Here is a 25,185-nt window from a genome sequence, read left to right as displayed (position 1 = left end):
TCCTCCTAACCGATTTTGTGATGACTATACTGATTCAATGATGATGGCAATTCCTTGGCCGCCGCCGATACAAAGGGTGGCTAATCCATATTTCAAGTTCCGTTTCCTCAGTTCAACTGCTAAAGAATACGTGATTCTCGTACCGCTTGCACCAAGGGGATGCCCCAACGCGATTGCCCCGCCGTTTACATTTACTTTTTCCTGATCGACACCCAACTCTTTGATTACGGCTAATGATTGAGCGGCAAATGCCTCATTCAGCTCGACCAAGTCAATGTCAGAAAAGGTTAAGCCGGCTTTTTCCAAAGCTTTTTTACTCGCCGGAACAGGCCCGATTCCCATTATTTTCGGATCCACACCTGCTACGGCCCATGAAACGACTTTAGCTAACGGTTTTAATTGATGTTCCTGTACATAGTCCTCTGATGCCAAGATGACGGCAGCAGCCCCATCATTGATCCCGCTGGCGTTTCCCGGCGTGACTGAACCGTCCTTTTTAAAAGCAGGCTTTAATCTCGCCAAGCCCTCCACGCTGACGCCATCTCTTATATGCTCATCTAAGTTGATTAGGTTTTCTTTTCCTTTTCTATCCTTGATGACAACCGGAACAATTTCATCCCCAAAACGGCCGCCATCCCTTGCCTTCCCTGCCTTTTCCTGCGACAGAACTGCAAACGCATCCTGTTCTTCGCGAGAAATGTGATATTTTTCGGCTAGATTTTCTGACGTCATTCCCATACCGCAGCCAACATATTGATCGATTAAGGTCCCCCACAGCATATCAACCACTTCAGGAGCCTTATTTGGTGAACCAAAGCGCGTCCCTTTTAAAATCTGAGGTGCACTACTCATGCTTTCACTTCCCCCAGCCGCTACCACTCTGGCTTCCCCTAAAGCAATCGCTTGTGCCCCTGATACAATCGACTGAAGGCCAGACCCGCATAACCGATTGAGCGTGAGCGCTGCTGATGACTCGGTCATTCCGCTTTTCAAGCCGATATGTCTGGCCAAATAGGGGGAATGGCTCCCTGTCCCAATTACATTGCCAAAGATAATTTCATCGATATCAGATGCAGGAATCCCGCTTCTTTCAATTGCCCCCTTTGTCGCTATAACCCCCAAGTCCAGGTCACTTACATCCTTTAAAGAACCGCCATACGTCCCAAACGGGGTTCTTGCTCCTTCTATCAAATAAGTGTTCATCTGCTGCCCCTCCATTCATTCCTATGTAATCTTTCAATACAAAAAAAGAAGAGGGACGGAAAGTCCATAACCTACGACCCCATAGTCCCATTCTTCTATCCTATTTCATCTTTCAAGGTCTTATCACATTTTCTATTAAACAATCCGTCTATAATGCTCTGCTTGCGGGATGTGCAAATAGAAAGGACCGATTAAAGCTTTCATTTCTTGAAACGCTGGGGAATTTTTAAATTCAATCACATGATCCTCAACGGTTTCCCAATGAACACAGACTAGGTATTTATTCTCTTGTTCCACGCACTGCTGCAGCTCAGATCCCAAGAAGCCCTTAGCAGTTGTCATCAGCACAGCTGCTTTTTTAAAAGCATGCTCAAACCCCTGTTGCGTTCCTGGTTTCACTTCAATGAAAAAGGTTTCTTGCACCATTAATTTCGGTCTCCTTATACTTTGGCCAAATCGAATTCAAATTCCGTTCCCCACGCACTGAGGGATTCCCAAACTCTAGGTTTCATCGGCAGTACCTCATGCCATGAGCGCGGCTCGAAAATTCCGAGTTCTGGAACCAGGACATCCATATCAATATACAATTCCACAACATTTCCATCTGGATCATAATGATAGGTTGCGATATTATGGCCAGCTGTATGGCGGGAAGGCCCCCAGATGACCGACCGACCGTTTTTCGCTAATACATCCGAACTGGCGTATTGATGGCTTGCATCCTTAAGCTGGTAGGCAATGTGGTGCAGCCTTGTCTCGTCAGAAGCCACAACATTGATGACATGGTGGTCCGTATTACAGGTTAGGAAGTTTGCAAATTCCTCGCCAATTTGGTCGGTAAAATAGAAACCTAATGCATCCCTGTAGAATTCGATCGTCTCCGTGAAATTCTTGGCCAAGAAGGCGATATGCCCCAATTTGATTGGAACAATACCAGCAGTGCCGAAGCCAACCGCTGTTTGCTCCATTTCCGTAAATAATTCAAGAACATTTCCTGCCGGATCTTGCAATTCTAGTAATTTGGCAACGCCCGGCTTGGCATCTATTTTTAGACTGGAAGCAATTCCTTGTGATTGTAGGTGTGCTTGTACCTCTTCTAAGGTTAATTTTCCATCCAATTGGTATCCATATCGGCGAATTGCTTTTTCATCAGCAGGTGTGATGACGACATTGTGATGATCAAACCCGTTGGTCAGGTAGGTGACGCCATCCTTTTCCTCCGTAATCCGGTACCCCATTGTGTTTGTATAATAGTCCACCATCTCAACAGGATTTTTTGCATAAAAATCGACATACCCTAAACGGAATACTTTTACATTTGACATCGTTAATTCCCCCTAATATTTGATTAAAAAATCGCTTTAGCCCACCGTAACGGTGTTCATGTATTGGCCCAGTTGTTTCGTCAAATTATCAACAAGTGACGGCAAATCCGATAAATTGTCTACTGCACCGAAGAGGTAATAGTCTGGACGGGCTACAACAGCCTCCAAACCAGTCTCGTTAAAATATTGTTGGTATTTTCCATCGATATCCACTACCTGATTTTCCGATGTGATATCTGAAGGTTCTGAAATCTTGATGCATTTTGTACCGATGCTCTCCAGAAAAGCCAACTGTTCTTCCGTCAGGATATTTTTTGGATCATCCACTGGGCTCATAATGATCCAACCATTGCCGACAAGATCATCGAATAGTCCTGTCTGGCCTTGATAACTGACCGTGCTTTGGAATGATAGTTTTCCTGCATATTTGCTGCTTTGTTGATCAACAAGGCCGTCGGTCAAATACGGAAATTCCGGAAATGGCGGGACTTGACCTGTAAAGAACATTTCATCACGCTGAGCGGCGGCTTCCGGATCCGTTACACAAATGACTTTCCCTAAAAACAAGGCAGATTCGACCACCTCGCGGTTATGTGGATTCCGTTCCTTCGTATACGTATCGAGGATGCCGTCGTCTGCTTTTCCTGATAGGATCAAATCGAGCTTCCAGGCTAAATTCTTGGAATCACGAAGCCCTGCGCACATGCCTTGGCCCGCGAATGGCGGCGTTAAATGGGCAGAGTCTCCAGCTAATATCAATCTTCCTTTGCGCCATTCATCCACCGATAAGGCTTTGAAGGTATAGATGGCATGACGTTCCAAAATGGAATTTTCTGGGGCAACATCCCATGGCTTGAGTAATTCCCACGCCACTTCTTCCTTGTTCAGCTCTTCCTTCGTTTCCCCTGGAAGGGCCATGAATTCCCAGCGTCTTCTGCCAGGCCCGCCTGAAACGACCGTTGTCGGGCGCGCAGGGTCGCAGACTTGCAGATTCATCGGTTTCCATTCCCTTTCTGTTTGAGGAATGATATCCACCACAAGCCAATCCGCGACAAATCCGAGATCCGTGATACTATGTTCCATATTTTTTCGCACAAAACTGTTGGCTCCATCAGCGCCTACCACATATTTGGCCTGGATTTTGCTTACTACCCCCTGCAGATCCTTTACAACGAGTTCGACGTGATCCTCAAATTCTGTCAATCCAACAGCCTCTTCGCCAAAATTGACGCTAACGGTAGGCTGCTCTTGGCAGGCGCGGTCCAATACATCTTCCAGTTCAGGTTGATTAAAGAACATATGCCCTGGCCAACCGGAGACACCAAACATGGAAAAGTCTATTTCTAGGAGATTTTTTCTTTCCGCGTTACACCAGGTATAGAGATCTTCCGCAACGTCGGTGATTCTTTCAATTTCGCTTGCAGGAATCACAGATTGTAAAATGCGAGCCGTTTCGTCATCGAAATGGACGGCACGAGGAAGCGGATACGCTTTTGGGAACCGCTCATAAACGCCTACCCTCCAGCCTTTTTGGCCGAGCAATGCTGCCAACACCTTTGATACCGGACCATACCCTACAATCGCCACATCAAAATTTTCGTTTTTCATCAATCATTCCCCTTCGTTATTTTTTAGTAGTTTTAGGTTGTAAGCGGATACATAATTGTTAAAGAAGTATATAAAAGCTTTCTCTATGATGGGTAAGATGATTTGAAGGAGCCGGGATTTAAACTAAATTAAATCCCAGCTAGATTTTTAGGAAATAGCTACTTTACTAGGAACGACCTTGTTCACTTGCTCACCAAGGTCAATAGTTCCATCTGCGCTTTTGATCTGGCAGCGAACAACATCGCCATCTTTTAAGTATTTGCCATTGTTGATTTGACTTTCGACAAGTACTTCCAGTTTTTCCTGGTAAGGAGTTCCCATCCCTGAAACTTTGCCGAGAACGTCCGGGGTAAGATTTAGCGCAACACCGCCTGTAGTACCGGTTACGATTAAATCGCCAGTTGAAAGGTCCATAATCTCTGACAACTCTGTAATGGTTTCGGCAGGTTTGAAAAGTAGCTGATTGGTATTAGCTGATTGACGCAATTCATCATTGACCCAGCATTTTACTTCAAGGTCATGGATCAGTGCCGTTTCTTCCTTGTTCAGCAGGTAGAGGAATGGTCCAGTAGGTCCGAATGTCCGGTAGCTTTTCCCTTTCAACCACTGGCCTTCTGTCAGCTGCACATCCCGGGCGGATACATCATTAAAAATCACTAGTCCGGCAACGTACTGATGCAAAGTTTCATCTGTCACTTGCACTGCATTGTCTATTTCTGTCCCAATGACCAACCCTAATTCAATTTCATAGTCTAATAGCTGCACGTTAGCAGGGCGGACAATCTCAGTATAGGCCCCGCAAAGTGAACTGTCTGCTTTGCCAAAGATCAGATTAAATGGAGGGCGGGCAGCTTCAAGTCCAGCTTCTGCCCGATGTGAAGAATAATTTGCCCCCTGACAGACAATTCTTGCCGGTTTGGTGACTGGGCTAAGCAATGTGACCTCATCCATTGCTACGGATTTACCTGCTCCACTTTCTTTTACTTTTCTTGCTTCTTCTGCCCCATTTTTTAAGAATTCGGCTAAAGAGCTATAGGAATTCTCTAGTACTAGAATTTGTTCATCCGATACTACTCCCCACTGCTCTTTTCCCTCTTTTTCAAATCTAACAATCTGTAAACCCATTTGTTTTCTCCTCCCTTTTTTAACCTTGGTAACCATAAATTTTTTCTAAAATATTTTTTACACGCAAAATCAATTCAGACATTTTATGATGAGCTAACATTTCATTTCGTGCCATGATGGCGTCATATATGGAACGATGTCTCTCTAAAACCTCTTGTGTTGGCGTGTCAAAAGGCGATTCAGGCTCATTTTTCGCTGCTTCTAGCGTTTTCTCGCGGCTAACGAGTAATGCTTTACGAAGTGTTTTAACCGTATTGATCATTAAATGGTTATGAGAAGCTTGCAAGATGCTTTCATGGAAATCAGAGTCTGCAACTGCCCAGGCCTTTTCATCACCGATTGATTTCTCAAGCCGTTCAAAGGCATCTTTTATTTTTAGAAGCTCATCTTCTGTTGCCCTACTGGCTGCCAATGCTGCCGCTGTCGGTTCTAATCCGAGTCTTATTTCTGTGAGATGAAGCAAGAAGTCGGTATTGTTTTCATCTTCGAGTACCCATGTTAAGACATCCAGGTTCCACCATTGCCATTCGGAGCGCGGCAGTACCACTGTCCCAGCCCTTTGATTAGACCGCACAAGACCAAGTGTAGATAATCCCCTGTAAGCCTCGCGAACGACCGTGCGGCTTACCTCATATGTTTCGCTTAAATCCTCTACTTTAGGAAGAATTCCCCCCTGAAGGTACTCCCCTGTTACAATTTTTCTTCCTAATTCATGGACTAACTGATCACTTATATTTTTCATAAAATTTAATCCACCTGCCATTACCACATTCTAAACTTACCAATAGAATACATGATATTCTGCAGGATTGTAGGTTTAGAGGAAATTTATTTTGATAGTAACCGTTTTCATTTTGTCGGAATTGATTAAAGCATGTTGAACACCATCCTTTTTGCGAGAAATAAATATTATTTATCTGATTTTTATAATAAATATTATTTATTTTTATGTCAATATGTATTTTAAAATTTCTGAAATTAATTTATCTCAATAAAAAACTGCACGATTTGTGCAGCATTAATTTGAGTTATCTTTCTCCCAATATTCATAAATCATTTCCTTTAGCAATTCAGTCAAACGAGTCTTCTTTTGCGCTTTCAGCCACTCCACCTGGTCAATCGGCAACTTGAGCTTGAGGCGGATTTCTTCATCCGGCATCTCTACTTTTCTTATCTCTTCAATCGTGATACCCTCTTCTATATTTGGAAACCATGCATCATTTTCATTAACGATATCAAGAAAGTCATAATCCTGCCTATCATCCAGTTCAACAAATAAACTAAGCTGTGGCAGCACGCCGGGGATTATTTTTACATGCATTATGGAATCGATCATCCTGCCATCCTCCAACTCAATTTCAGCGATTACGTTCTCTACCTGTTGGACCTTTTTAACGACTATCTCGCTGACGATCATGTCCAGCTGCAGAGTAAGGTCCTGGCCAGACTCGAAAACATAGATTGCACTGTTAAACACGTGGATGAGCTCCCCATCGAATTTCACTGATTTCACTTTAGCCATAACCGTTCCCCCATGCAGTTAATACCATATATCCAGACTATTAATCTATTTTATCATGAAAAAAAGGAATCTTGGTGTTTAAAATAATCAGCCTTACTATGCGATAATAAGTTAATAGGAAAGGGGAGGTTCATTTTGAGTAAAAGTAAAAAGGACAGCTGGAATGCCGCTTTATACGATAGTAAACATTCATTTGTTTCTGCATTGGGGGAAAGTTTAGTAGAATTATTGGCTCCAAAAAAAGGGGAACGAATTCTTGACCTTGGTTGCGGAACTGGAGATTTGGCCAAGCAGTTGTCCGATTGCGGAGTGGATGTGATCGGTGTGGACAACTCCGAGAATATGGTTGTACAGGCTAAAAGCAAGTACCCCCATATACATTTTGCTGTGAAAGACGCGACGGACTTGGGTTATTGTAATGAATTTGACGCCGTGTTCTCCAATGCTGTACTGCATTGGGTAAAACCACCAGAGCAGGCCTTAAACAGCATTTATAAGAGTTTAAAAGACGGCGGCAGGTTTGTGGCTGAATTTGGCGGTAAAGGGAACGTACAAACGATTACCGATGAAATCATAAAGAAAATAGGTCAGGAAGGAATCGCATTCAAAAAGGAACATTTCCCGTGGTTTTATCCGAGCATTGCGGAGTATTCAACTTTGATGGAGGAAGCAGGTTTTAGGGTAACCTTTGCGCAACACTTTGATAGGCCGACGAAATTAGATGGTGAAAATGGCTTGAGAAACTGGATTGATATGTTTGGAATGAGCCTACTTGAAGCTATCCCCTTCGATAAGAAAGAATGGATCATATCAAACGTGGAAAATAACTTAAAGGAGGTTTTATATAATGACAGTCATTGGCTGGCGGATTATAAAAGGATTCGTATAATCGGAGTAAAAGAATAAGATTTTAAAAATAATCCTTATCTAATTATGATGAGGATTATTTTTTTATTTTACCTGGTGCACGGGTAAAGCAGGTCGGATAAGAAGCTGTTGATTCCTGCTCTTAGGATTAAGAGGGTCCGAACTTATCGGTTGGGAATCAAGTAAAGCACCAAATCACTCAATCTTGTAAATAGTCGGAAAAATCCTTTTAATTAGTAAATAAAGTAAAAAACAGCTTGAAATAGACGGAGAAGTCCGCCTATTGACTCGAAAGACGTGAAAATGGGGGATTTTTCTTTGAATTAACCGGAAATCTCCCCTTATTTATCCCCGGAAGAGTCTCCATTCAGCAAATAACCGGAAATATACGCTTATTTTACTTTTGCTGGTTACTCGGCTGTTTTTAAGCACCTAGAGCCCCGCTACGTGACCGGTTGCTCTTTTTTCCAGCTGTTTTGAGCACGTAGAATCTTCCCCTATCACTGGCTAAATCTGTTTTCACACCTCCCCCTTCACTTACCACATTCTAAGACCTAAGCCTTACTCCAGAATACTTCCCGGTTCCAATAGGAATGGGTGTTCTTTTAAATTATCATGAATTGTAGAAAGTGACTTAAGGGAGGATTTACTTTGGAAAATATTCTGCAAATATCCCATTTAAAGAAAAGAATCGGGACAAAGACCATTATTCATGACTTATCATTAGAAGTTTATAAAGGCGAGGTCTTTGGCTTTCTAGGACCAAACGGTGCCGGAAAAACGACAACGATCCGAATGATTGTCGGGTTAATGTCAATCACAGATGGCCAAATTTTGATTAACGGAAAAAGTGTGGCGAAGGATTTTGAAAATGCGGTCAGGCATGTCGGCGCGATTGTCGAGAATCCGGAACTGTATAAGTTTCTTACTGGCTATCAAAATTTAATCCATTATAGCCGAATGATGTCTGGTATCAATAAGGAGCGCATAGACGAGGTAGTTAAATTAGTCGGACTGGAGAAAAGGATCCACGATAAGGTCAAGACGTATTCGCTTGGGATGCGCCAACGGCTTGGGCTAGCGCAGGCTCTCTTGCACAAGCCCTCTTTATTAATTTTGGACGAACCGACAAACGGATTGGACCCAGCCGGCATTCGCGAGATTCGAGACTATTTACGAAAGCTGGCAAAAGAAGAAGGATTAGCTGTCTTGGTATCCAGCCACTTACTTTCAGAAATGGAACTGATGTGTGACCGAATTGGGATCCTGCAACATGGTGTACTGATTGATGTACAGAATGTTAAGGAGTTTACCAATGATAGAGACAAACATGAGGTTGTTTTCACGGTTGATAATCCAGGATTTGTTCGCGAACTGTTCCATCAAGCGAAAATCATTTCAGACAACCAAATCGGAGTCGAGATCGAAAAAGAGTCGATTCCATCAATGGTCGTGACGCTCGTTGAGAATGGCATTAAGCTTTATGGAATTGAATTGAAAGAGAAATCGCTCGAGGATATATTCTTGGAGATTACAGGGGGTAAGCAAATTGTCTAGCATGCTTGCATTAATTCAAAATGAAAATATGAAAATCTTTCGACGTGTTCCCACCTGGATCATGCTCGGATTACTGGTTGTGATTATTTTTACTGGTGCGATCCTTCAAAAAGTAAACTCGGATGACGAACAAGCAAACGCAAATTGGAAAGGTGATTTACAGCAACAAAATGCACAATATGAGCAAACGATTAAAGATAAGGATGCTCCAGCGTTTATCGTTGCAAATTCAAAAAAGAATTTAGCACTGAATCAGTACCGTCTCGACCATGATTTAGATCCCAATGTAGATGGTGCATGGGAAAACGTGATCAATAACGTAGCGATCATCAACGTCGTCACTTTATTTACGATTATAATCGCCGGAGGAAGTGTGGCATCTGAGTTTTCCTGGGGAACTATTAAACTTTTGCTGATTCGCCCTGTCAGTCGTTCCAAAGTACTTTTTGCAAAATATATTTCTACGTTTACTTTTGCCCTGATTACACTCATCCTTTTGTTTGGGCTGTCCTTTGCGGTTGGTGCGATATTCTTTGGGACAGATACAATTGGCACCCCGCATTTGGCTTATCATGATGGCAAGGTGATCGAAACGAGTATGTTTATCCATGCCATTCAAGTTTACGGATTAGCTTGCGTCGGTTTATTGATGATGGTGACCTTCGCCTTTATGGTGGGGACGATTTTTCGAAACAGCTCTTTATCCATTGGTCTAGCAATCTTCTTAATGTTTATGGGGGCACAGGGCACCCAGGTAATCGCATTAAAGTTCGATTGGGCAAAATATATTCTATTTGCCAATATGGATTTAACGCGTTATATCGATGGTGTTCCGCTCGTGGAAGGAATGACGATGACCTTCTCGGTTGTGATGTTAGTGGTTTATTTTGTAGTGTTTAATGGATTAACCTGGATGATTTTTAATAAAAGGGATGTTGCGGCTTAGGCTTACTATAGAATGGGGTCACGGGTAAAATAACCGAATCATTTTACCCGTGACCTCCTACCCGCTTTAACGGACAAAATAAACGCTTTTTTTTTACCGGTAACCCCATATTCCCATAGTTTACGGGTAAAATAAAGGCTTCTTTTTTACCGATGACCCCTTCTTCCCATAGTTCGCGGGTAAAATAGACCCTTCTTTTTAACCTGTCCCTCCTCAATTGTGTTTTATCAGGAATATATTTCAATTTCCACCCCATTTTTATGCTATAATTTTGAAAATAAAAGGGGGAATCTGTTTGTTTACTTTTAAGGTAGATGAGGAGATTGTAATAGAATTATTCCAGCAGCATCACAAGGAAGAGTTGTTTGAACTAGTAGATACAAATCGTGAATATCTAAGGAAATGGTTACTTTGGGTTGATAAAAGGAAATCTGCGGAGGATTTTGAGCCAATCATCCCTATTTGGATTCGAAATTACTCGGATAACAATGGATTTGATGCAGGCATTAGATACAACGGGAAACTGGTTGGGATGATCGGACTTCACTATATTGATTGGAAAAATAGCTCAACAAGCATCGGTTATTTTCTGTCGGAAGATTCTCAAGGCCATGGTATTATTACCCGGTCTGTGAAAGCTTTATTAGATTATTTATTTGGTACATTAAAAATCAATAGAGTCGAAATTCAATGTGCGGGTAATAATCATAAAAGCTTGGCGATCCCAGAGAGATTAGGGTTTGTGAAAGAAGGTATCAAAAGGGATGGCCAATGGCTCTATGACCATTATGAGGATTTAGTTGAATATAGCTTATTGGCGAAGGATTGGAGCAATAAACAGGAAACTCTGCAAAAAAACCGTCAGTGATGACGGTTTTTCTGTTTATTCAGTGATACACCTTCTTATTAAATCTAACATTTTATCACAACAGTCCATGATCTCGATTGCTTTTTCCTCACTGTAATAGTCACTTTGGTTTAGCATGGCTGGGTAAATATCAATAAACAAGTCGGCTGCCTTTTTGGGGATGGAATCCCGGTCCTTCCATTCTAGAGCTAGGTCTGTTAGGACCTTATATATTTGTTCAGCCTTTTCTTTGTCCAATCCATCAGCCGAACGAATCTTAATTAATAATCCGTCATCACCTAAAAGAAGTTCCTCAAGCAAGTCTAAGTTATTGTTCATACCAACACCTCAAATCTTTAACAGTTTCCACTACAATTAACTTTACCATTATTTGGTCGAAGTTTAATAAAAAGAAAACCCGAATAGCTGATCATTATCCGGGTTTTCCTTTTATTTAAAGTTCTGCTCCGTTTGTTGCGATAACCTTTTTATACCAATCAAATGATTTTTTCTTTCTTCTCTCTAATGTACCGTTACCGTAATCATCCTGGTCTACGTAGATGAACCCGTACCGCTTGGACATTTCGGAAGTACTGGCACTGATTAAGTCGATGCAGCCCCAGCTGGTGTAGCTGATGAGGTCTACGCCATCCTTGATGGCCTCTTCCATTTGCTCGATATGCTCGCGCATGTAGTCGATGCGGTAATCGTCGATAATGGATCCGTCTTCCTCGACTTTGTCATAAGCCCCTAAGCCGTTTTCAACAATAAACAAAGGCACTTGGTAACGGTCATACAATTTTTTCAATGTTATCCGCAGGCCTTTCGGATCAATTTGCCAGCCCCAGTCGGATGCTTTTAAATATGGATTTTTGATGACACTGAAGATGTTGCCTTTTTCTTGAACTTTATCCGGATTGGCGCTTGACACCATGGACATGTAGTAGCTGAACGATAAGAAATCGACCGGATGCTGAAGCAGGATTTCTTCATCGCCTGGCAGCATTTCGATTTTGATATTGTTTTCTTCAAAATAACGTTTCATAAAGCTTGGATAGTAGCCGCGCACTTGAACGTCTGTGAAGAACAGGTTCTTTTGGTCGTCCTCTAATGCTTTTAAAACATCATCTGGGTTGCACGTTTCCGGATACGTTTCCATGCGGGCCAGCATACAGCCAATCATGGCATCCGGAATGATTTCGTGACATAGTTTTGTTACTCTGGCGCTGGCCACAAATTGATGGTGAAGTGCCTGATAAACGGCTTGTTCCTTATTCTCGACGCGATCCACCAGAATACCGCTGCCGATGTATGGCGAGAACGTGGAAATGTTAATTTCGTTAAAGGTTAACCAGTATTTTACCTTATCCTTGTAACGCTTGAATACTGTTTCTGCATAATTGACAAAGAATTCAATTAAGCGGCGGTCTGTCCAGCCATTATACTTTCGCACCAAATGAAGCGGCATTTCATAGTGAGACAGAGTTACTAATGGCTCAATGCCATATTTTAAAAGCTCATCGAACACGTTATCATAGAAAGCAAGCCCTTCTTCGTTCGGCTCCAGGTCATCACCGTTAGGAAAAATCCGTGGCCAAGAAATCGACATCCGGAATGTTTTAAAGCCCATTTCCGCAAATAGCGCGATATCTTCCTTGTAGCGGTGGTAAAAATCAATGCCGCGGCGTTTCGGGAAGTTATCCCCTTTTTTCCCCGCCAGCAATTCTTCTAATTCCTGTTCGCTGTGAACATCCATGGAGTGACCCACACCACGTTCTTCCTTTGGAACAAACGTAACCATGTCAAAGATGGACAAGCCTTTGCCACCTTCATTATATGCGCCTTCAAATTGGTTAGCCGCAGTGGCGCCGCCCCATAAAAATCCATCAGGGAAAGCTGATTTTTTCATATGTATGACCTCCTCGAAACCTTCAATGGGTTTCACTTTTCCACAAAAAATAATCCATAATCCAATACTAAGTTCTTTTTGTGAAATAGTAAACAAGGACGGCAAATCTAGTTATATATCACGACGGAAGGAAATTGTTACATATGTGAAACACGGTGTTTTTCCACCTTGATATTAACAAGCTGCTTATATGTCAATTCAAGCTCCAACCGCCTTTTTCAACGTAGCCGACAACATCTGTAATCCCTTCTTTTGGCCCCTCTGCACTGACATAACGGTATTTTCCATCTTCTGCTTGGAAAACCCAAGTGACCAAAAACATGGTACCATTGTTATATACTCCATAAACTTGAAGGGCATCGTAATCGCCTAGTTTTACCTTTGCGCCTTGAATGTCCTTGCCGCCGTTTTTTTCCATGTTAGTCCAGACAATCGTGGCATACGTTTCCAGGTTCGCATCTTGGCCGGCATCTTCAAATACATTGATGGAGATAATTTTCTTCGTGTCCGTGCTGCTTACCTGGTAGCTGGTGTTGGGATTCACATCCACAAACTTCACCCAGTCATTTGGCACATGAACATATCCGTATTCCTCTTCACCGACCTTCTTCATTTCAACTGACGTTTCTGTATTGGCTGTTTCATTATTTTTTGTTGTTTCTGTCTTCTCTTGTACGCTAGTATTCTCTTCTTTTTGTTTTGTCTCTTCACTTTTTGTAGAAACATCCTTTTGATTTGTACAAGCTGCCAAACTTGCTATCAATATGAAAATAGCCAATCCCTTTATTAATTTTTTCACCTTTTCTCCCCCTTGTGTAAAAATCGTTTTTTCCAATTATTTCTAGACGCCTTGTTGATAATATCATAAAAAATAATTGTCTTAAACCTTTTTTCCACTTTCAGGAGATTAGTCCCTTTGCTAGGTCTTTAGGGTTACCCTATTTCTTAACTAAAATTGTTTGTAAATCATCAAAAAAGTGACCCTCTTCTCTCCATGCAACATGCGGCTCATCTTCATCGACTACTCTGCAATTGCCACATTCAAATTGCTGAATTAATAAGTCCAACAACTCTTGAAAACTATTGCTTATGACAAAAAGCTTCTCTTCATCACGCCCAAAACTGATGATTTGCCCCACGGTGCCGTCTGGTCCCGGAGAAAAATCGAATCCAATATAATTCCCGCCCCCGTCATAAGCAATTGGCAGCCAACCAGGATGGTAGTATTCCTCTTTTATTTTCCCTTTTTCAAAGGATACGATATCGCTGCTGGAAAACTCATTATGCCACTTCTTATTGTTCTTCCAATGAAACAGAATATCATCTATTGAAAGCCAATCCAATCCGAAAAATAGGCCAATATAATCTTTATCGCCATTATGTATAGAGTAGAGAGCTTTGAAGGAATCCGGCAAGGTAAATCCGGTCTCTTTTTCTAACATACTTATGTCTGATGCCCCGTCATTTAAATATTCGTTCAAATTTGGAATATACGGTGCAATTCGTTTAAAAAATTGCTCACTCATTTATTTCCCCTCCTGAAAGACTTAATTTAGAATTAATATAACATACAATTTCTTCCTTTAAAGAAAATTTTTAGTGGATATTCAACAGAAAAATAGACATACTAATCCCATTCAGCTCTTTAAGAACAGACTCGTTTTTGAAGGGGAACTTCTACAATGAGTTAGAAACTAGTCTTTTTATGAAAGGAGCAAATGAATTGGACATCGACTTAATAAATAATCATGAAGACGTGCCTAAATTTCAAAGCCATGATGAAGCAAGAGCATGGTTTAAGAACCTGTACCAAGATCGATTCTTATTGAGAACCAGTGATATGGTCGAAGGAAAAAGGGTCTATTTTTACCATATTGTTAAAAATCCTGAGGTTTATCAGCATTACATGGAAAGCTTCGGCCACCCGGTCAAGCATGAAATAACAAATCCAGATACGTTTAAAAGCTATTCAACAGTTGAAATCACCGAAGATGGAAACATTAGTTTCACAGTTTAGAATCTTATCTGGTCACAAAAAAACAACCATAGCGGTTGTTTTTTTTTATGACTTATATCATTTTTCCCATTGGCTCACTAATCTCTTTCCCTAGCCCTCTGTGTATCTCTGATATTCTTTTGAACGGTGATCGCTGCAAAGATACTAAGGACAAAAGACATCCCATAAAATCCCTTTTCACTTAAAACAATACTTCCTGCATTGTAAAGACCAATGCCCATTAAGGAAACAGATACGATAAGTGCTACCCAACTGATCCCATAATAAATACTCGTAACTGGGATTCCCTCATCTTTATCTCTTACTGCTTTTTGTAGAGACACCGATGAATAAAGTCCGAAGATTAAAACGGCAAAGTAATAGCCTTTTTCGTTCAGTTCCATTGTTGCGTTAAACAAACCGATGAGATAGGCCGCAACCCCTACCAACAATGCTGCCCAAGATGCCCCTTTAAAAGCTGCAGTCGGCTCTCCCTCTTTCCTCTCAACTTTTATTTTGGGTTCGTTTTGTTTTCCTTTTTCCAGCAAAATATCATTCTCATTCGACATCACTTTTCCCCCATTCTCTATATCTTTATAATTGCACCAAGTTGTATAGACTAAGTTGCCACATCTTAATCCATTATATAGAATTTCCTTGAAACAAAAAACAAGAATTTTCAAAACTGGAAGAATTATGATTCCTTTTTATCTGCCCCACACCAAAAAACAACAAATAAAAAGGACACCCTTCGCGGTGCCTGAGACACCTAGAAAGGAATCCTTATTCATTTTAAGCAGAGGTTGCATGTGTTATTATTTTTGCAATTTCCAATGAGATAATATGATAGCCGTCAACCTCTAGAATGGTAAATTCATAGTCACCGTATTGAATTTTGTCCCCAGCGGCGACGTCCATTTTTTGCGAGAGAATCCAGCCGCCGATTGTGTCCATTTCCGAATCATCGAGGTCCAAACCAAATAGATCATTGACTTCCTCAATCAGGACTTTACCGTCGACAATCGTCTTATGTTCATTGATTTTGTTGATGTCTGGAACTTCGTCGGCGTCGAATTCGTCGCGAATGTCACCGACAATCTCCTCAAGGATGTCTTCTACCGTTACAAGGCCGGCTGTTCCGCCGTACTCATCCATCAGGATGGCCATATGAATCCGTTCCTTCTGCATCTTCACAAGTAAATCGTGAATCGCAATTGATTCAAACACCTGAATAACCGGACGGACATATTCTTCCATTGTCTTCTCCAAATTCTTGCCGGAGATGTAATCTGTCAATACCTCTTTCATGTTAACCATGCCGAGAATGTTATCCTTTTCTCCGTCTATAACCGGGTAGCGGGTATAGTTTTCTGACTTGACAATATCCATACACTCTTCTAATGTTTGCGATTTGTCAAAGGCAACAATTTCAGTTCGCGGCACCATAATCTCTTTGGCCACACGATCGTCAAATTCAAAAATGTTATTCACATACTTGTATTCCGATTGATTGATTTCCCCGCTCTTATAGCTTTCTGAAATGATTAATTGCAGTTCTTCTTCCGAGTGAGCTGTTTCATGTTCAGATGCAGGCTTTAAGCCGAAAATCCCGACAATGTAGCGGGCCGTACCGTTTAACGCTTTGATTATTGGATAAGCGAGCTTGTAAAAAATAATCATTGGTCTAGCAAATACAAGCGTGACCGTTTCTGCTTTTTGGATCGCTACCGTTTTCGGCGCTAATTCACCCACCACCACATGGAGGAAGGTTACAACGGAAAACGCAATGGCGAAAGAAGCGATATTCGTAACCGATTCTGGCAGATGTAAATAAGCAAGCAGCGGGTGAAGGATTTTATCAACTGTTGGTTCGCCCAACCAACCTAGTCCTAACGCTGTCACGGTAATCCCCAACTGACAGGCTGATAAAAATTCATCCAGGTTGGTGATGATTTTTTTCGCGGCAATGGCGTTCTTGTTGCCTTCGCCGACGAGCTGGTCAATTCGGGTACTACGGATTTTTACAATAGCAAATTCGTAAGCTACGAAAAAAGCTGTAAAAGCAATTAAAATTGCAATTACGATTAAGTTTATAGCAATCAATGGTCTCCTGCTCAACCCAAGTCAAGCAGGAATACACCTCCTGTTGTTTTAAAAAATAGTAAACTAGTTTAATAGTAAAAGTAATGTGTTCGCCAACGTAATCCCCTGAGGCGATAATTTGCTGACAACTTGTTCTTTTTCACTGCCAGATAATTTTTGCAAAAAAGGTTCGATCAGCTTAATCTCTTCTTCCAGGTGCTCCATTATGCCAGCAATCTGTTCGACGTGCTTTTTGACTTTCTCTTGGTCGATGACATAATCGGCCTTCATCATTTCAATCGTATCCTTGATTTCTTCAAGCGGCATATTCAAGTTCTTATAGTGTTCCACCAATTCCAAAATCTGAATACATTCTTCACTATACATTCGATAATTCGAGTCCGCCCTCACAGGGTTCAGTAAGCCTATTTGGGTATAGTAATCTATGGTTCGTTTTGATAGATTCATATATTTAGCTAACTCGCCAATTCGATACAACTTCCCAACTTACTCACCCCTTTCTTCATAGAAATAACTATATCACACTCATAACTGTACAGTCAACGTGCCGGTTTTTCAAAAAAGGCGCACCTGTCTATGGACATTTTGTTAACATATCTGATATATTATATTAGTTACCTTTGATAACTGTTACCCTAGGTAACTATTTTTCCTGAAGAGGTGTTTATCATTAAATCTTCGCAAAAATTCTTTCATCATTTTATGATGCTCTACCGCCCTTTTGAAAATAAGCTGAATGTGCTCCTTGGTGAACATGGCATTCAACGGGCGCAATGGACAATTTTGTACTACTTATACCATTTTGGCACGGCGACGCTGGTTGAGCTTGCTCATTATCAGGGGGTCGAGAAACCGACTGTGACCAGAACGGTAAACCGTTTGGAGGAACAAGGCCTTGTCGAGCAGGTTCCGAGCAAGGACAAACGGGAAAAACGAATCATACTTACACAGCTTGGAAAGAAGGTTTACGTGGAAATCCGCGTGCCGATAGACGAATTCGAAGCAGAAATTTTAAAAGGAATTACAGAACAAGAACAGCTAGAAGCAATCCGGATCATGGAAGAAATCCGGAACAACATCGTAAAATAAGGGGATGAACAAGTTGGATCAAACGAGACCTAAACTTTGGACGAAGGATTTTATTATTGTGTCCTCCGTCAATTTTTTCTTAACGCTGATTTTCTATTTGTTAGTGGTGACAATAGCCGTTTATGCTGTTAATGAATATCATGCGTCGACGAGCCAGGCTGGGCTGGTGACCGGAATCTTCATTATCGGGACGTTAATCGGACGGCTTTACATCGGCAGCAAGATTGGGACATTCGGCCAAAAACGAACATTGGTTATCGGATTGATCCTATTTACCATTACCACGCTGTTGTATTTTGTCCATCTTGGAATTACCTTTTTACTGATCAACCGCTTTATTCATGGTGTGACTCTTGGGGTGGCAAGTACTGCTGCAGGTACGATTGTGGCCCAAGTCATTCCTGCTAGAAGAAGAGGCGAAGGCATCGGTTACTATAGCATGAGCGCCACCCTTGCCACTGCCATTGGTCCATTTATCGGGCTGTTAATGAGCCAGCATACTACCTTTGAAATGATCTTTGGCTTTTGTTTTGTTTTATGTGTGATTTGTTTACTGATCACTTTTGTTGTTAAAACAAAGGAATTATCCAGTCAGGCACAGACAGAAGAAACAAAGGGCTTCAAGCTTTCGAATTTTGTGGAACCGAAGTCGCTGCCGATCTCTTTCGTTCTTTTAATTGTGTCCTTCTGTTATTCAAGTGTGCTTTCGTTTATTAATTTTTATGCAATTGAAATTGATCAGGTTGATGCAGCAAGCTTTTTCTTTGTTGTGTACGCCCTGGCCGTGTTGATTTCCCGTCCTGTAACGGGCAGGCTGATGGATATTAAGGGCGCAAACATCATAATGTATCCGGCGTTTATTATTTTAGGCGGAGGAATGCTGTTGTTAGGTTTGGCCCATTCAGGCTGGGCCATGCTGCTCGCTGGTGCACTCATTGGTCTTGGCTTCGGCAATATGCAGTCTGTTTCTCAGGCTGTCGCTGTAAAAAGGACTGAGCCTCACCGAATGGGTCTGGCGACTTCCACTTATTACATCTTTTTGGATGCCGGTCTCGGCTTCGGTCCATACCTGCTCGGTTTCCTCATCCCGATGACGGGCTACAGCAGCTTATACATCATCATGAGCATAGTCGGCGTTTCCGCTCTGATTCTTTATTATTTCCTTCATGGAAAAAAAGAACGCAAGGACGTTGCACGGGTGGTTGATACATCAAGCTCTATTTAAATTCAGAAGGACTATCAAATTCCTGATAGTCTTTTTTTATTTTTCAGTTGGATTTCACTCTTAATCGTTATGATTAAACCATCAAATGATAAAGGTGGAATTGAAATGGAAAGGATGAAATTTGTTTTCTCGCTCATTGGTGTATCGTTTGGAGTCATGCTGATGGTCGTACTAGGGAGTCTCTTTCACTAAATAATGTTTTAGGGCCGGAACCCATTAACGGGTTCCTTTTCTTTTTAAAACTAACAAATCATATTATCTGGGCGAATATTCCATTTTCAACATAACTTTTTACTTAAAGTTGAAACTAGTATTGTAATTGCTCGTATATATAAGGTGGACTACGAAAATTGGAGTGGAATGAATTGGAATCAGTGGAATTTTTAAAAGATGAATTACAAAAGATTGAAGCCTGGGAAAAGGATCAAAAGGGATTATGGTTCTGGGAGAAAATCGGCCGGCTCCCATTCATGTTGCTCGATAAAGTGACCCCCAAGTTCATTCAAGAGAAAATTGGGGTTGCGATTGATGAATTGGGGAGCTACGTCCAAACTGGCGGACGATATTTAATTAATGAAGAAAGCATTTATAAAAAGTTTGATTTGAGCGATTCTCATCTGGAGGACCTCCGGCTGCTGCCATTAAGCAAAATGGATGAAGTGGCCGACCAGCTAAAGAACTCCCGTACGAAAATGGCCACCGTTCAAGGGGCGACCACTGGAATTGGCGGCATCTTTACTCTTGCTATCGATATCCCGTTGTTACTCGGAATTTCCCTGAAGACATTACAAGAAATTGCCTTGTGCTATGGCTTTGACCCAAAGGATAAGGCGGAACGGATTTTCATTGTGAAATGCCTCCAGTTTACCTCTTCTGATATTGTCGGGAAAAAGGCCATTTTGGAGGAACTGTCCGCCTATGACCAAGGCATAGAAAACAAGCGGGTGATTTCGCAATTGCAAGGCTGGCGCGAGGTCGTAATGACCTACCGCGATAGTTTTGGCTGGAAAAAGCTTTTGCAAATGGTCCCGATTGCCGGTATCATTTTCGGGGCTTTCGTCAATCGTTCATCGATCGGCGATGTGGCCGAGGCTGGGATGATGCTTTATCGAAAAAGAAGGATATTGGAGCGGCTTGAGGAACAGCGGACAGCTTCAATGTAAAAAGAAACATTCCCGAGGATTTTAGAGTCCTCGGGAAGGAATTTCTCTTAGTTGAGAGTTGTTTTGGATTTTTTTGTAATATCAAAGACAAAATTGCCCTCCTTAAGGGGCATTTTGTCCTTGATAGGCCTCCTTAAAGACAAAACTGCCTGGATTTAAGTTCAAATTGTCTTTGAATTGGTTTTTTCTGGAATCCCAAAGACAAAACTACCCTCCTTAAGGGGCATTTTGTCCTTGATAGGCCTCCTTAAAGACAAAACTGCCTGGATTTAAGTGCAAATTGTCTTTGAATTAGGTTTTTCTGGAATCTAAAAAACAAAACTGTTACTCATGACCCATAATCTTGTAATTACAACCCTGCAAATTCCTCAATCAGCGACCCAAACCGCTTCAAAGCGTTATCAATTGGCTCAGGCGTAGTCAAGTCAACGCCAGTTTTCTTTAACAATTCGAGCGGGTAGTCGGAGCTACCACTTTTCAAGAACTCTAAATAAGCCTTCAAAGTGTCGGCATCCCCAGCAAATAGCTTTTCCCCTATATGAATCGCAGCCGCGAAGCCGGTCGCATATTTGTATACATAGAATGGCCGGTAGAAATGCGGGATTCGCGCCCAGCCGTATTTGACCTCGTCATCAAACACGATTTTGTCCCCGTTGTACTCGCGGAACAGGGTTTCATAGGTTTTGCTAAACACATCCGCGTTTAATGGCTGGCCGCTTTCCGCGAGTTCATGAGTGATTTTTTCGAACTCAGCAAACATCACCTGGGTGAAAAAGGTGCCCCTGAATTGGTCGATAAAATGATTAAGTAAATATTTACGAATCTCAGTGTCGGTTTCTTTTTTCAATAAATAGTTAATTAATAACACTTCATTGACGGTTGAGGCGACCTCGGCGACAAAAATGCTGTAGCCGGCGGAAATCCTCGGCTGGTGCGAACTTGAATAATACGAATGCATCGCATGGCCAAACTCATGAATCATCGTGAACATGCTGTCGAGGTCGTCGTGCTGGTTCAGCAGCACAAACGGATGAACGCCATACACTCCGAGGTTATAGGCGCCAGAACGCTTGCCCGGTGTTTCGCGAACATCGATATAACGAAGATCCTTGAACGATTTCAAGGTATTCACATACTCTTCGCCAAGCGGTGCCAGTGCCTCAAGGATTGTGTCATACGCCTCATCATAGATAATTTCCAACTTAACCCCATCAACGAGGGGTGCATTTAGGTCATATTGGCGCAGTTCATCGACTCCCAGCTTTTCCTTCCGAATAGCCGCATATCGGTGCATTGGGGCAATATTTGCTTTCGTCGCACCAATCAAATTTTCATAAACTTCCTTTGGAACCATATCCCCGAACAAGCCCTTCTCCAATGCTGAAGGATAGTTTCGCAGCCTGGCAAGGGTTGTGTTCGTTTTAATACTCGCTGCCAGCGTGGAGGCGATCGAATTTTTCAACTGTAAGTAAGGCTTGTAATAGGCTTTGTAGGCTTCCCGCCGTTTGGCCCGGTCCTCGTCCTCAATAAGCTTGGAATACATACCCCGGGTTAATTCAATTTTCTCTCCATCCTCCCCTGTTACCTCACCGAACTTAATGTCGGCGTTATTCAACATACTATAGGTGTTGCTTGGCGCCGAGAGCGCCTCCCCCAAATTGGACAGAATCTCTTCTTTTTCCTTGCTCAATACATGAGTCTTATAACGGAAAGATTCAAAAATATCTTTTTCAAAATAGTCGAGACGCGGTTCCTCGCGAATATACGTCTTCAAGGTGTCCTCATCCAAGCTTAATAGATACGGCATGAAAAATGATGTCGCGGCATTCAGTTTCACGGCTAACTGCTTAGCCCTGTCCACAAGCGACTGCGCGGCGGTATCACGCGTGTCTACATCGGTTTGCAGCATTCCGTAAACATAGATAAGGTTAAATTTACTCGACACTTCTTCTTTTTCTGCTAAAAATTGATAAAGGGACGCTCCGTCGTTAATTGCCCCGTCATATTGTTTTAATTTTTCCGTCTTCGATTGAATAGATTGATAATCCTCTTCCCACTTTTCAATGGATGGATAGATGTCAGCAAAATTCCATTTTTCTTTCTCGGGCACATCAGCCCTGGATTTGTAAGTGACTGTCAATTTTGCATCCCCCTTTAGTTGAATGTCCCTTAATTTTACCATTATGTTATTAAATTTTGATGCTTTCCCTGATTGTTGTTATAATTTTTTCAAAAAGAATATCAGGTGGAACTTATGAGCAAACGGTATGCGAATTTGGACGATGTGTCAAACGCTAAATCATTTAAGGATATGCTGAAATGGAACAAGGAAAGACGGAGTAAGGTGAAGGATTTATCGGTTCAAATTCCACAATCACCGATTAAACGGGTGGAAGAAATCCTAGAAAACCGCAATCGCACCTCGTATACCTGGATTGGCCATTCCACTTTTTTGATTCAACTAAACGGGCTGAATATTCTAACAGACCCGGTGTGGGCCCAGCGAATGGGCTTCCAAAAGCGGTTAACGGCGCCAGGTCTGCCCTTGGAGGAACTGCCTGAAATGGATGTGGTGGTGATCTCTCATGGCCACTATGACCATCTGGACTTCCCAACCTTGAAAAAGTTAAAGGGCAATCCGCAGTATTTCGTTCCTGCCGGCTTAAAATCGCTTTTTGTAAAAAAAGGCTATAAAAAGGTTATCGAAATGAATTGGTGGGACAGCATTGATTATGAAGGAATGAAAGTCCATTTTGTACCGGCACAGCATTGGACGCGTCGGACGATGACCGATATGAATACCTCCCACTGGGGTGGATTCATTTTTGAAGGTCACAGTGAAACGATGTATTTTGTCGGCGATACCGGTTATTTTTCTGGGTTTAAGGAGATTGGCCGTAGGTTTACTATTGACACTGTGTTTATGCCGATTGGCGCCTATGAGCCAGAGTGGTTTATGAAGGATTCGCATATTAACCCGGAGGACAGTATTAAAGCTTACCTAGAGCTTGGTGGTAAGATGTTTGTACCCATGCATTACGGGGCGTACAGGTTGGCGGATGATACCGGGCCGGAAGCACTCGAGCGGCTAACTAGGGAATGGCATAGACTGAGCCTTCCACAGGAACAGCTAAAGGTTCTCAAGATAGGCGAAACAGTTATCTAAAAAAATCTCGGGCGTCAAGACTCTTAGACGCCCTTATTTATTATTCTTAACCACCTGATCAAAGATGTTCTCCCCTTTTGCCTCGGTTCGAACTTCGCTCCCTTGTTTACCCAAAATCTGCAACAGCTGGTCCTGTGTGATCGGTTTTGCATGGGGCATCAGTTCGTACCCGAATTCACCATCCAATTCAATGGTACCAATTTTGACATCAGAAACATACGAAATTCCTTTCTGCCTAAGGCGCATTTCCAGCTGACCTTCCGACATTCTGAGCTTTCTCATGTTTTCCATTATAAATTTTCCATTATTAATCACCAAGGTTGCTTCGCCAGTCATATACCGTTCAATCTTACTGGATTTCATTTGAAGTTTCTGAAAAAAAACCAAAAATAACCCAAAAAAGATCAAAATCAGAATGACCTGCCAAAACTTATGTTCCTTTATGGCATGCCCCATGGTCGTCCCAATTGCTAAAATAATTACGGTTTCCAAATTAGTCATCTTGGCAACCGATTTTTTCCCGGTAAATCTAAGTAGTACGACGCTTGTAATCAAAAGAATGAAGGCTTCAACAATAAAGTTCAAATTAACCACACGCCAAACCTAATTTTTACCTTATTTTTAACCATTGGCGGCCCGATTAAACACATAAATTGGAAATCACCTCCTAATTACCACTGCCATTTTTCCCTGTTATAATAGGAAAATTAAGAGGTGATAGAATGAAAGTGTTGAAATATTTGATTATATCAGTGGCAGTCATTGGCATTGGAATGGCTTCATGGTTCTATTATCCGCACTATCAAATCCATAAACTGAAAAAACAAACAGTTCAATCCGCATCTGCAAAAGTCTCCTATATCGATTTCTTTCGGGATACGAAGGCGACACAAATCAATCAATTGGCACTAGGGGATTCAGTGATTCGCGGTTTTGGCGCGGGCCAAAATGAAGATTTGGTCACCCAGTTCTCCGAAAAATTGGGCCAGCAAATCAATAAACCGGTCTACACTCAAAATGAAGGAATAAACGGTCTAACCAGCGGAGAGTTAAATGAACTCGTTCAAGCGGGAAAGTTTGATGAAGCCATCCGGCATGCCGACATCATTACCATCAATGTTGGCGGTAATGATATTCTCCATGCGTCGAACAAACGAGACCTGACAACGGTGATCCAATCTTTTCAGCAACTACAGGACCATTTTTCAAAAAATTTAACCGACATATCGGCAAAAATAAATAGGATCAATCCTGGCGCTACCATTGTGTTTCTAGAACAGTACAATCCAATTCCACCGAATGACAGTCTGTACTCCCTTGCTGATCAGCTGCTGCCGAAATGGAATCTTATAATCTACGAAACTGCCAACCAACTCGCCTCAAGCGTTGTGGTCGAAACAACCAAGGTGATTAATAGAGATAATCTTGATAATCTTTCTACAGACGGGATTCATCCGAGCCCAAAAGGGTACGCGGCCATTTCTGAGCAAATGATTTACCAGTTAAAGCACCAATATCGGAATACGTGAAAAAC

General features: G+C 41.9%; 26 protein-coding genes. 10 read left to right on the top strand and 16 right to left on the bottom strand.

The genetic code is table 11. The features are described 5' to 3' along the window. Positions 1 to 24: 24 nt before the first annotated feature. From AR334_RS09880 to AR334_RS09850, 7 genes are all read right to left on the bottom strand, one after another. A complete protein-coding gene (locus AR334_RS09880) occupies positions 25 to 1,203 on the bottom strand; it encodes an acetyl-CoA C-acetyltransferase (protein WP_066309004.1) in 1,179 nt (392 codons plus the stop codon). Positions 1,204 to 1,338: 135 nt separating this feature from the next. After that, the gene (locus AR334_RS09875) at positions 1,339 to 1,629 is read right to left on the bottom strand and encodes an antibiotic biosynthesis monooxygenase (protein ID WP_066309001.1); all 291 of its coding nucleotides are present in this window, start codon (positions 1,627 to 1,629) and stop codon (positions 1,339 to 1,341) included. Between the two features lie 14 nt (positions 1,630 to 1,643). Beyond that, entirely contained in the window at positions 1,644 to 2,528 is an 885-nt protein-coding gene (locus AR334_RS09870; RefSeq protein ID WP_066308996.1) for a VOC family protein, read from the bottom strand. A gap of 36 nt (positions 2,529 to 2,564) precedes the next feature. Continuing rightward, on the bottom strand, positions 2,565 to 4,136 hold the full coding sequence (locus tag AR334_RS09865; protein ID WP_066308995.1) for a bifunctional 3-(3-hydroxy-phenyl)propionate/3-hydroxycinnamic acid hydroxylase: 1,572 nt from the start codon (positions 4,134 to 4,136) through the stop codon (positions 2,565 to 2,567). 147 nt (positions 4,137 to 4,283) lie between these two features. Beyond that, positions 4,284 to 5,261 carry a fumarylacetoacetate hydrolase family protein gene (locus AR334_RS09860; protein WP_066308993.1) on the bottom strand — a complete coding sequence of 326 codons (978 nt, stop codon included), beginning with the start codon at positions 5,259 to 5,261 and terminating at the stop codon, positions 4,284 to 4,286. Positions 5,262 to 5,280: 19 nt separating this feature from the next. Further along, positions 5,281 to 6,003 carry a FadR/GntR family transcriptional regulator gene (locus AR334_RS09855; RefSeq protein WP_066308986.1) on the bottom strand — a complete coding sequence of 241 codons (723 nt, stop codon included), beginning with the start codon at positions 6,001 to 6,003 and terminating at the stop codon, positions 5,281 to 5,283. Positions 6,004 to 6,279: 276 nt separating this feature from the next. Further along, on the bottom strand, positions 6,280 to 6,783 hold the full coding sequence (locus AR334_RS09850; RefSeq protein ID WP_066308983.1) for a hypothetical protein: 504 nt from the start codon (positions 6,781 to 6,783) through the stop codon (positions 6,280 to 6,282). A 135-nt stretch (positions 6,784 to 6,918) separates the two neighbouring features. Here AR334_RS09850 and AR334_RS09845 point away from each other — a divergent pair, with 135 nt between their 5' ends. From AR334_RS09845 to AR334_RS09825, 4 genes are all read left to right on the top strand, one after another. Further along, positions 6,919 to 7,689 (top strand): trans-aconitate 2-methyltransferase, encoded by a 771-nt coding sequence (locus AR334_RS09845; protein WP_253701244.1) that lies wholly within the window; start codon positions 6,919 to 6,921, stop codon positions 7,687 to 7,689. Positions 7,690 to 8,301: 612 nt separating this feature from the next. Continuing rightward, positions 8,302 to 9,207, top strand: coding sequence for an ABC transporter ATP-binding protein (locus tag AR334_RS09840; RefSeq protein WP_066308970.1), 906 nt, complete (start codon positions 8,302 to 8,304; stop codon positions 9,205 to 9,207). A 1-nt stretch (position 9,208) separates the two neighbouring features. Beyond that, positions 9,209 to 10,153, top strand: coding sequence for an ABC transporter permease (locus tag AR334_RS09835; RefSeq protein ID WP_367576356.1), 945 nt, complete (start codon positions 9,209 to 9,211; stop codon positions 10,151 to 10,153). A gap of 295 nt (positions 10,154 to 10,448) precedes the next feature. Continuing rightward, entirely contained in the window at positions 10,449 to 11,021 is a 573-nt protein-coding gene (locus AR334_RS09825; RefSeq protein ID WP_066308957.1) for a GNAT family N-acetyltransferase, read from the top strand. Positions 11,022 to 11,036: 15 nt separating this feature from the next. Here the strand turns inward: AR334_RS09825 and AR334_RS09820 are convergent, their stop codons facing one another. From AR334_RS09820 to AR334_RS09805, 4 genes are all read right to left on the bottom strand, one after another. Continuing rightward, complete coding sequence (locus AR334_RS09820; protein WP_066308949.1) at positions 11,037 to 11,339, bottom strand: hypothetical protein; 303 nt, start codon at positions 11,337 to 11,339, stop codon at positions 11,037 to 11,039. Between the two features lie 115 nt (positions 11,340 to 11,454). Next, positions 11,455 to 12,909 carry a glycoside hydrolase family 1 protein gene (locus tag AR334_RS09815; protein WP_066308946.1) on the bottom strand — a complete coding sequence of 485 codons (1,455 nt, stop codon included), beginning with the start codon at positions 12,907 to 12,909 and terminating at the stop codon, positions 11,455 to 11,457. A 193-nt stretch (positions 12,910 to 13,102) separates the two neighbouring features. Next, positions 13,103 to 13,708, bottom strand: a complete 606-nt coding sequence (locus AR334_RS09810; RefSeq protein ID WP_066308939.1) for a hypothetical protein — start codon at positions 13,706 to 13,708, stop codon at positions 13,103 to 13,105. A gap of 139 nt (positions 13,709 to 13,847) precedes the next feature. After that, entirely contained in the window at positions 13,848 to 14,435 is a 588-nt protein-coding gene (locus AR334_RS09805) for an SMI1/KNR4 family protein (protein ID WP_066308937.1), read from the bottom strand. Positions 14,436 to 14,632: 197 nt separating this feature from the next. Between AR334_RS09805 and AR334_RS09800 the strand changes: the two genes are divergently transcribed. Further along, on the top strand, positions 14,633 to 14,926 hold the full coding sequence (locus AR334_RS09800; RefSeq protein ID WP_172799195.1) for a hypothetical protein: 294 nt from the start codon (positions 14,633 to 14,635) through the stop codon (positions 14,924 to 14,926). A 77-nt stretch (positions 14,927 to 15,003) separates the two neighbouring features. Here AR334_RS09800 and yiaA read toward each other — a convergent pair whose 3' ends face one another. The 3 genes from yiaA to AR334_RS09785 all read right to left on the bottom strand — a co-directional run bounded on the left by yiaA (position 15,004) and on the right by AR334_RS09785 (position 17,485). Next, a complete protein-coding gene (yiaA, locus tag AR334_RS09795; RefSeq protein ID WP_066308930.1) occupies positions 15,004 to 15,474 on the bottom strand; it encodes an inner membrane protein YiaA in 471 nt (156 codons plus the stop codon). Between the two features lie 223 nt (positions 15,475 to 15,697). Then, positions 15,698 to 17,008: a hemolysin family protein gene (locus AR334_RS09790; RefSeq protein ID WP_082692873.1), complete on the bottom strand. Its 1,311-nt coding sequence runs from the start codon at positions 17,006 to 17,008 to the stop codon at positions 15,698 to 15,700. A 63-nt stretch (positions 17,009 to 17,071) separates the two neighbouring features. After that, positions 17,072 to 17,485, bottom strand: a complete 414-nt coding sequence (locus AR334_RS09785; protein WP_082692872.1) for a MerR family transcriptional regulator — start codon at positions 17,483 to 17,485, stop codon at positions 17,072 to 17,074. Between the two features lie 192 nt (positions 17,486 to 17,677). Between AR334_RS09785 and AR334_RS09780 the strand changes: the two genes are divergently transcribed. The 3 genes from AR334_RS09780 (at position 17,678) to AR334_RS09770 (ending at position 20,485) form a co-directional block, all read left to right on the top strand. Beyond that, positions 17,678 to 18,097, top strand: a complete 420-nt coding sequence (locus tag AR334_RS09780; RefSeq protein WP_066309400.1) for a MarR family winged helix-turn-helix transcriptional regulator — start codon at positions 17,678 to 17,680, stop codon at positions 18,095 to 18,097. Between the two features lie 13 nt (positions 18,098 to 18,110). Next, on the top strand, positions 18,111 to 19,322 hold the full coding sequence (locus AR334_RS09775; RefSeq protein WP_066308925.1) for an MFS transporter: 1,212 nt from the start codon (positions 18,111 to 18,113) through the stop codon (positions 19,320 to 19,322). Between the two features lie 365 nt (positions 19,323 to 19,687). Continuing rightward, positions 19,688 to 20,485: an EcsC family protein gene (locus tag AR334_RS09770; RefSeq protein ID WP_066309397.1), complete on the top strand. Its 798-nt coding sequence runs from the start codon at positions 19,688 to 19,690 to the stop codon at positions 20,483 to 20,485. 349 nt (positions 20,486 to 20,834) lie between these two features. Here the strand turns inward: AR334_RS09770 and pepF are convergent, their stop codons facing one another. Beyond that, positions 20,835 to 22,667, bottom strand: a complete 1,833-nt coding sequence (gene pepF, locus AR334_RS09765; protein ID WP_066308921.1) for an oligoendopeptidase F — start codon at positions 22,665 to 22,667, stop codon at positions 20,835 to 20,837. 72 nt (positions 22,668 to 22,739) lie between these two features. Between pepF and AR334_RS09760 the strand changes: the two genes are divergently transcribed. Further along, positions 22,740 to 23,651, top strand: coding sequence for an MBL fold metallo-hydrolase (locus AR334_RS09760; RefSeq protein ID WP_066308911.1), 912 nt, complete (start codon positions 22,740 to 22,742; stop codon positions 23,649 to 23,651). 33 nt (positions 23,652 to 23,684) lie between these two features. Here the strand turns inward: AR334_RS09760 and AR334_RS09755 are convergent, their stop codons facing one another. Further along, a complete protein-coding gene (locus AR334_RS09755; protein ID WP_066308906.1) occupies positions 23,685 to 24,236 on the bottom strand; it encodes a DUF421 domain-containing protein in 552 nt (183 codons plus the stop codon). Positions 24,237 to 24,373: 137 nt separating this feature from the next. Here AR334_RS09755 and AR334_RS09750 point away from each other — a divergent pair, with 137 nt between their 5' ends. After that, positions 24,374 to 25,180, top strand: a complete 807-nt coding sequence (locus AR334_RS09750) for a GDSL-type esterase/lipase family protein (RefSeq protein ID WP_066308904.1) — start codon at positions 24,374 to 24,376, stop codon at positions 25,178 to 25,180. Positions 25,181 to 25,185 lie beyond the last annotated feature (5 nt).

This window comes from Bacillus sp. FJAT-29814 (genome assembly GCF_001510715.1).
Taxonomy (GTDB): Bacteria; Bacillota; Bacilli; order Bacillales; family Cytobacillaceae; genus Neobacillus.
Note: the sequence above shows the minus strand (reverse complement) of the source record. Positions and strands in the feature narration are given on the sequence as shown.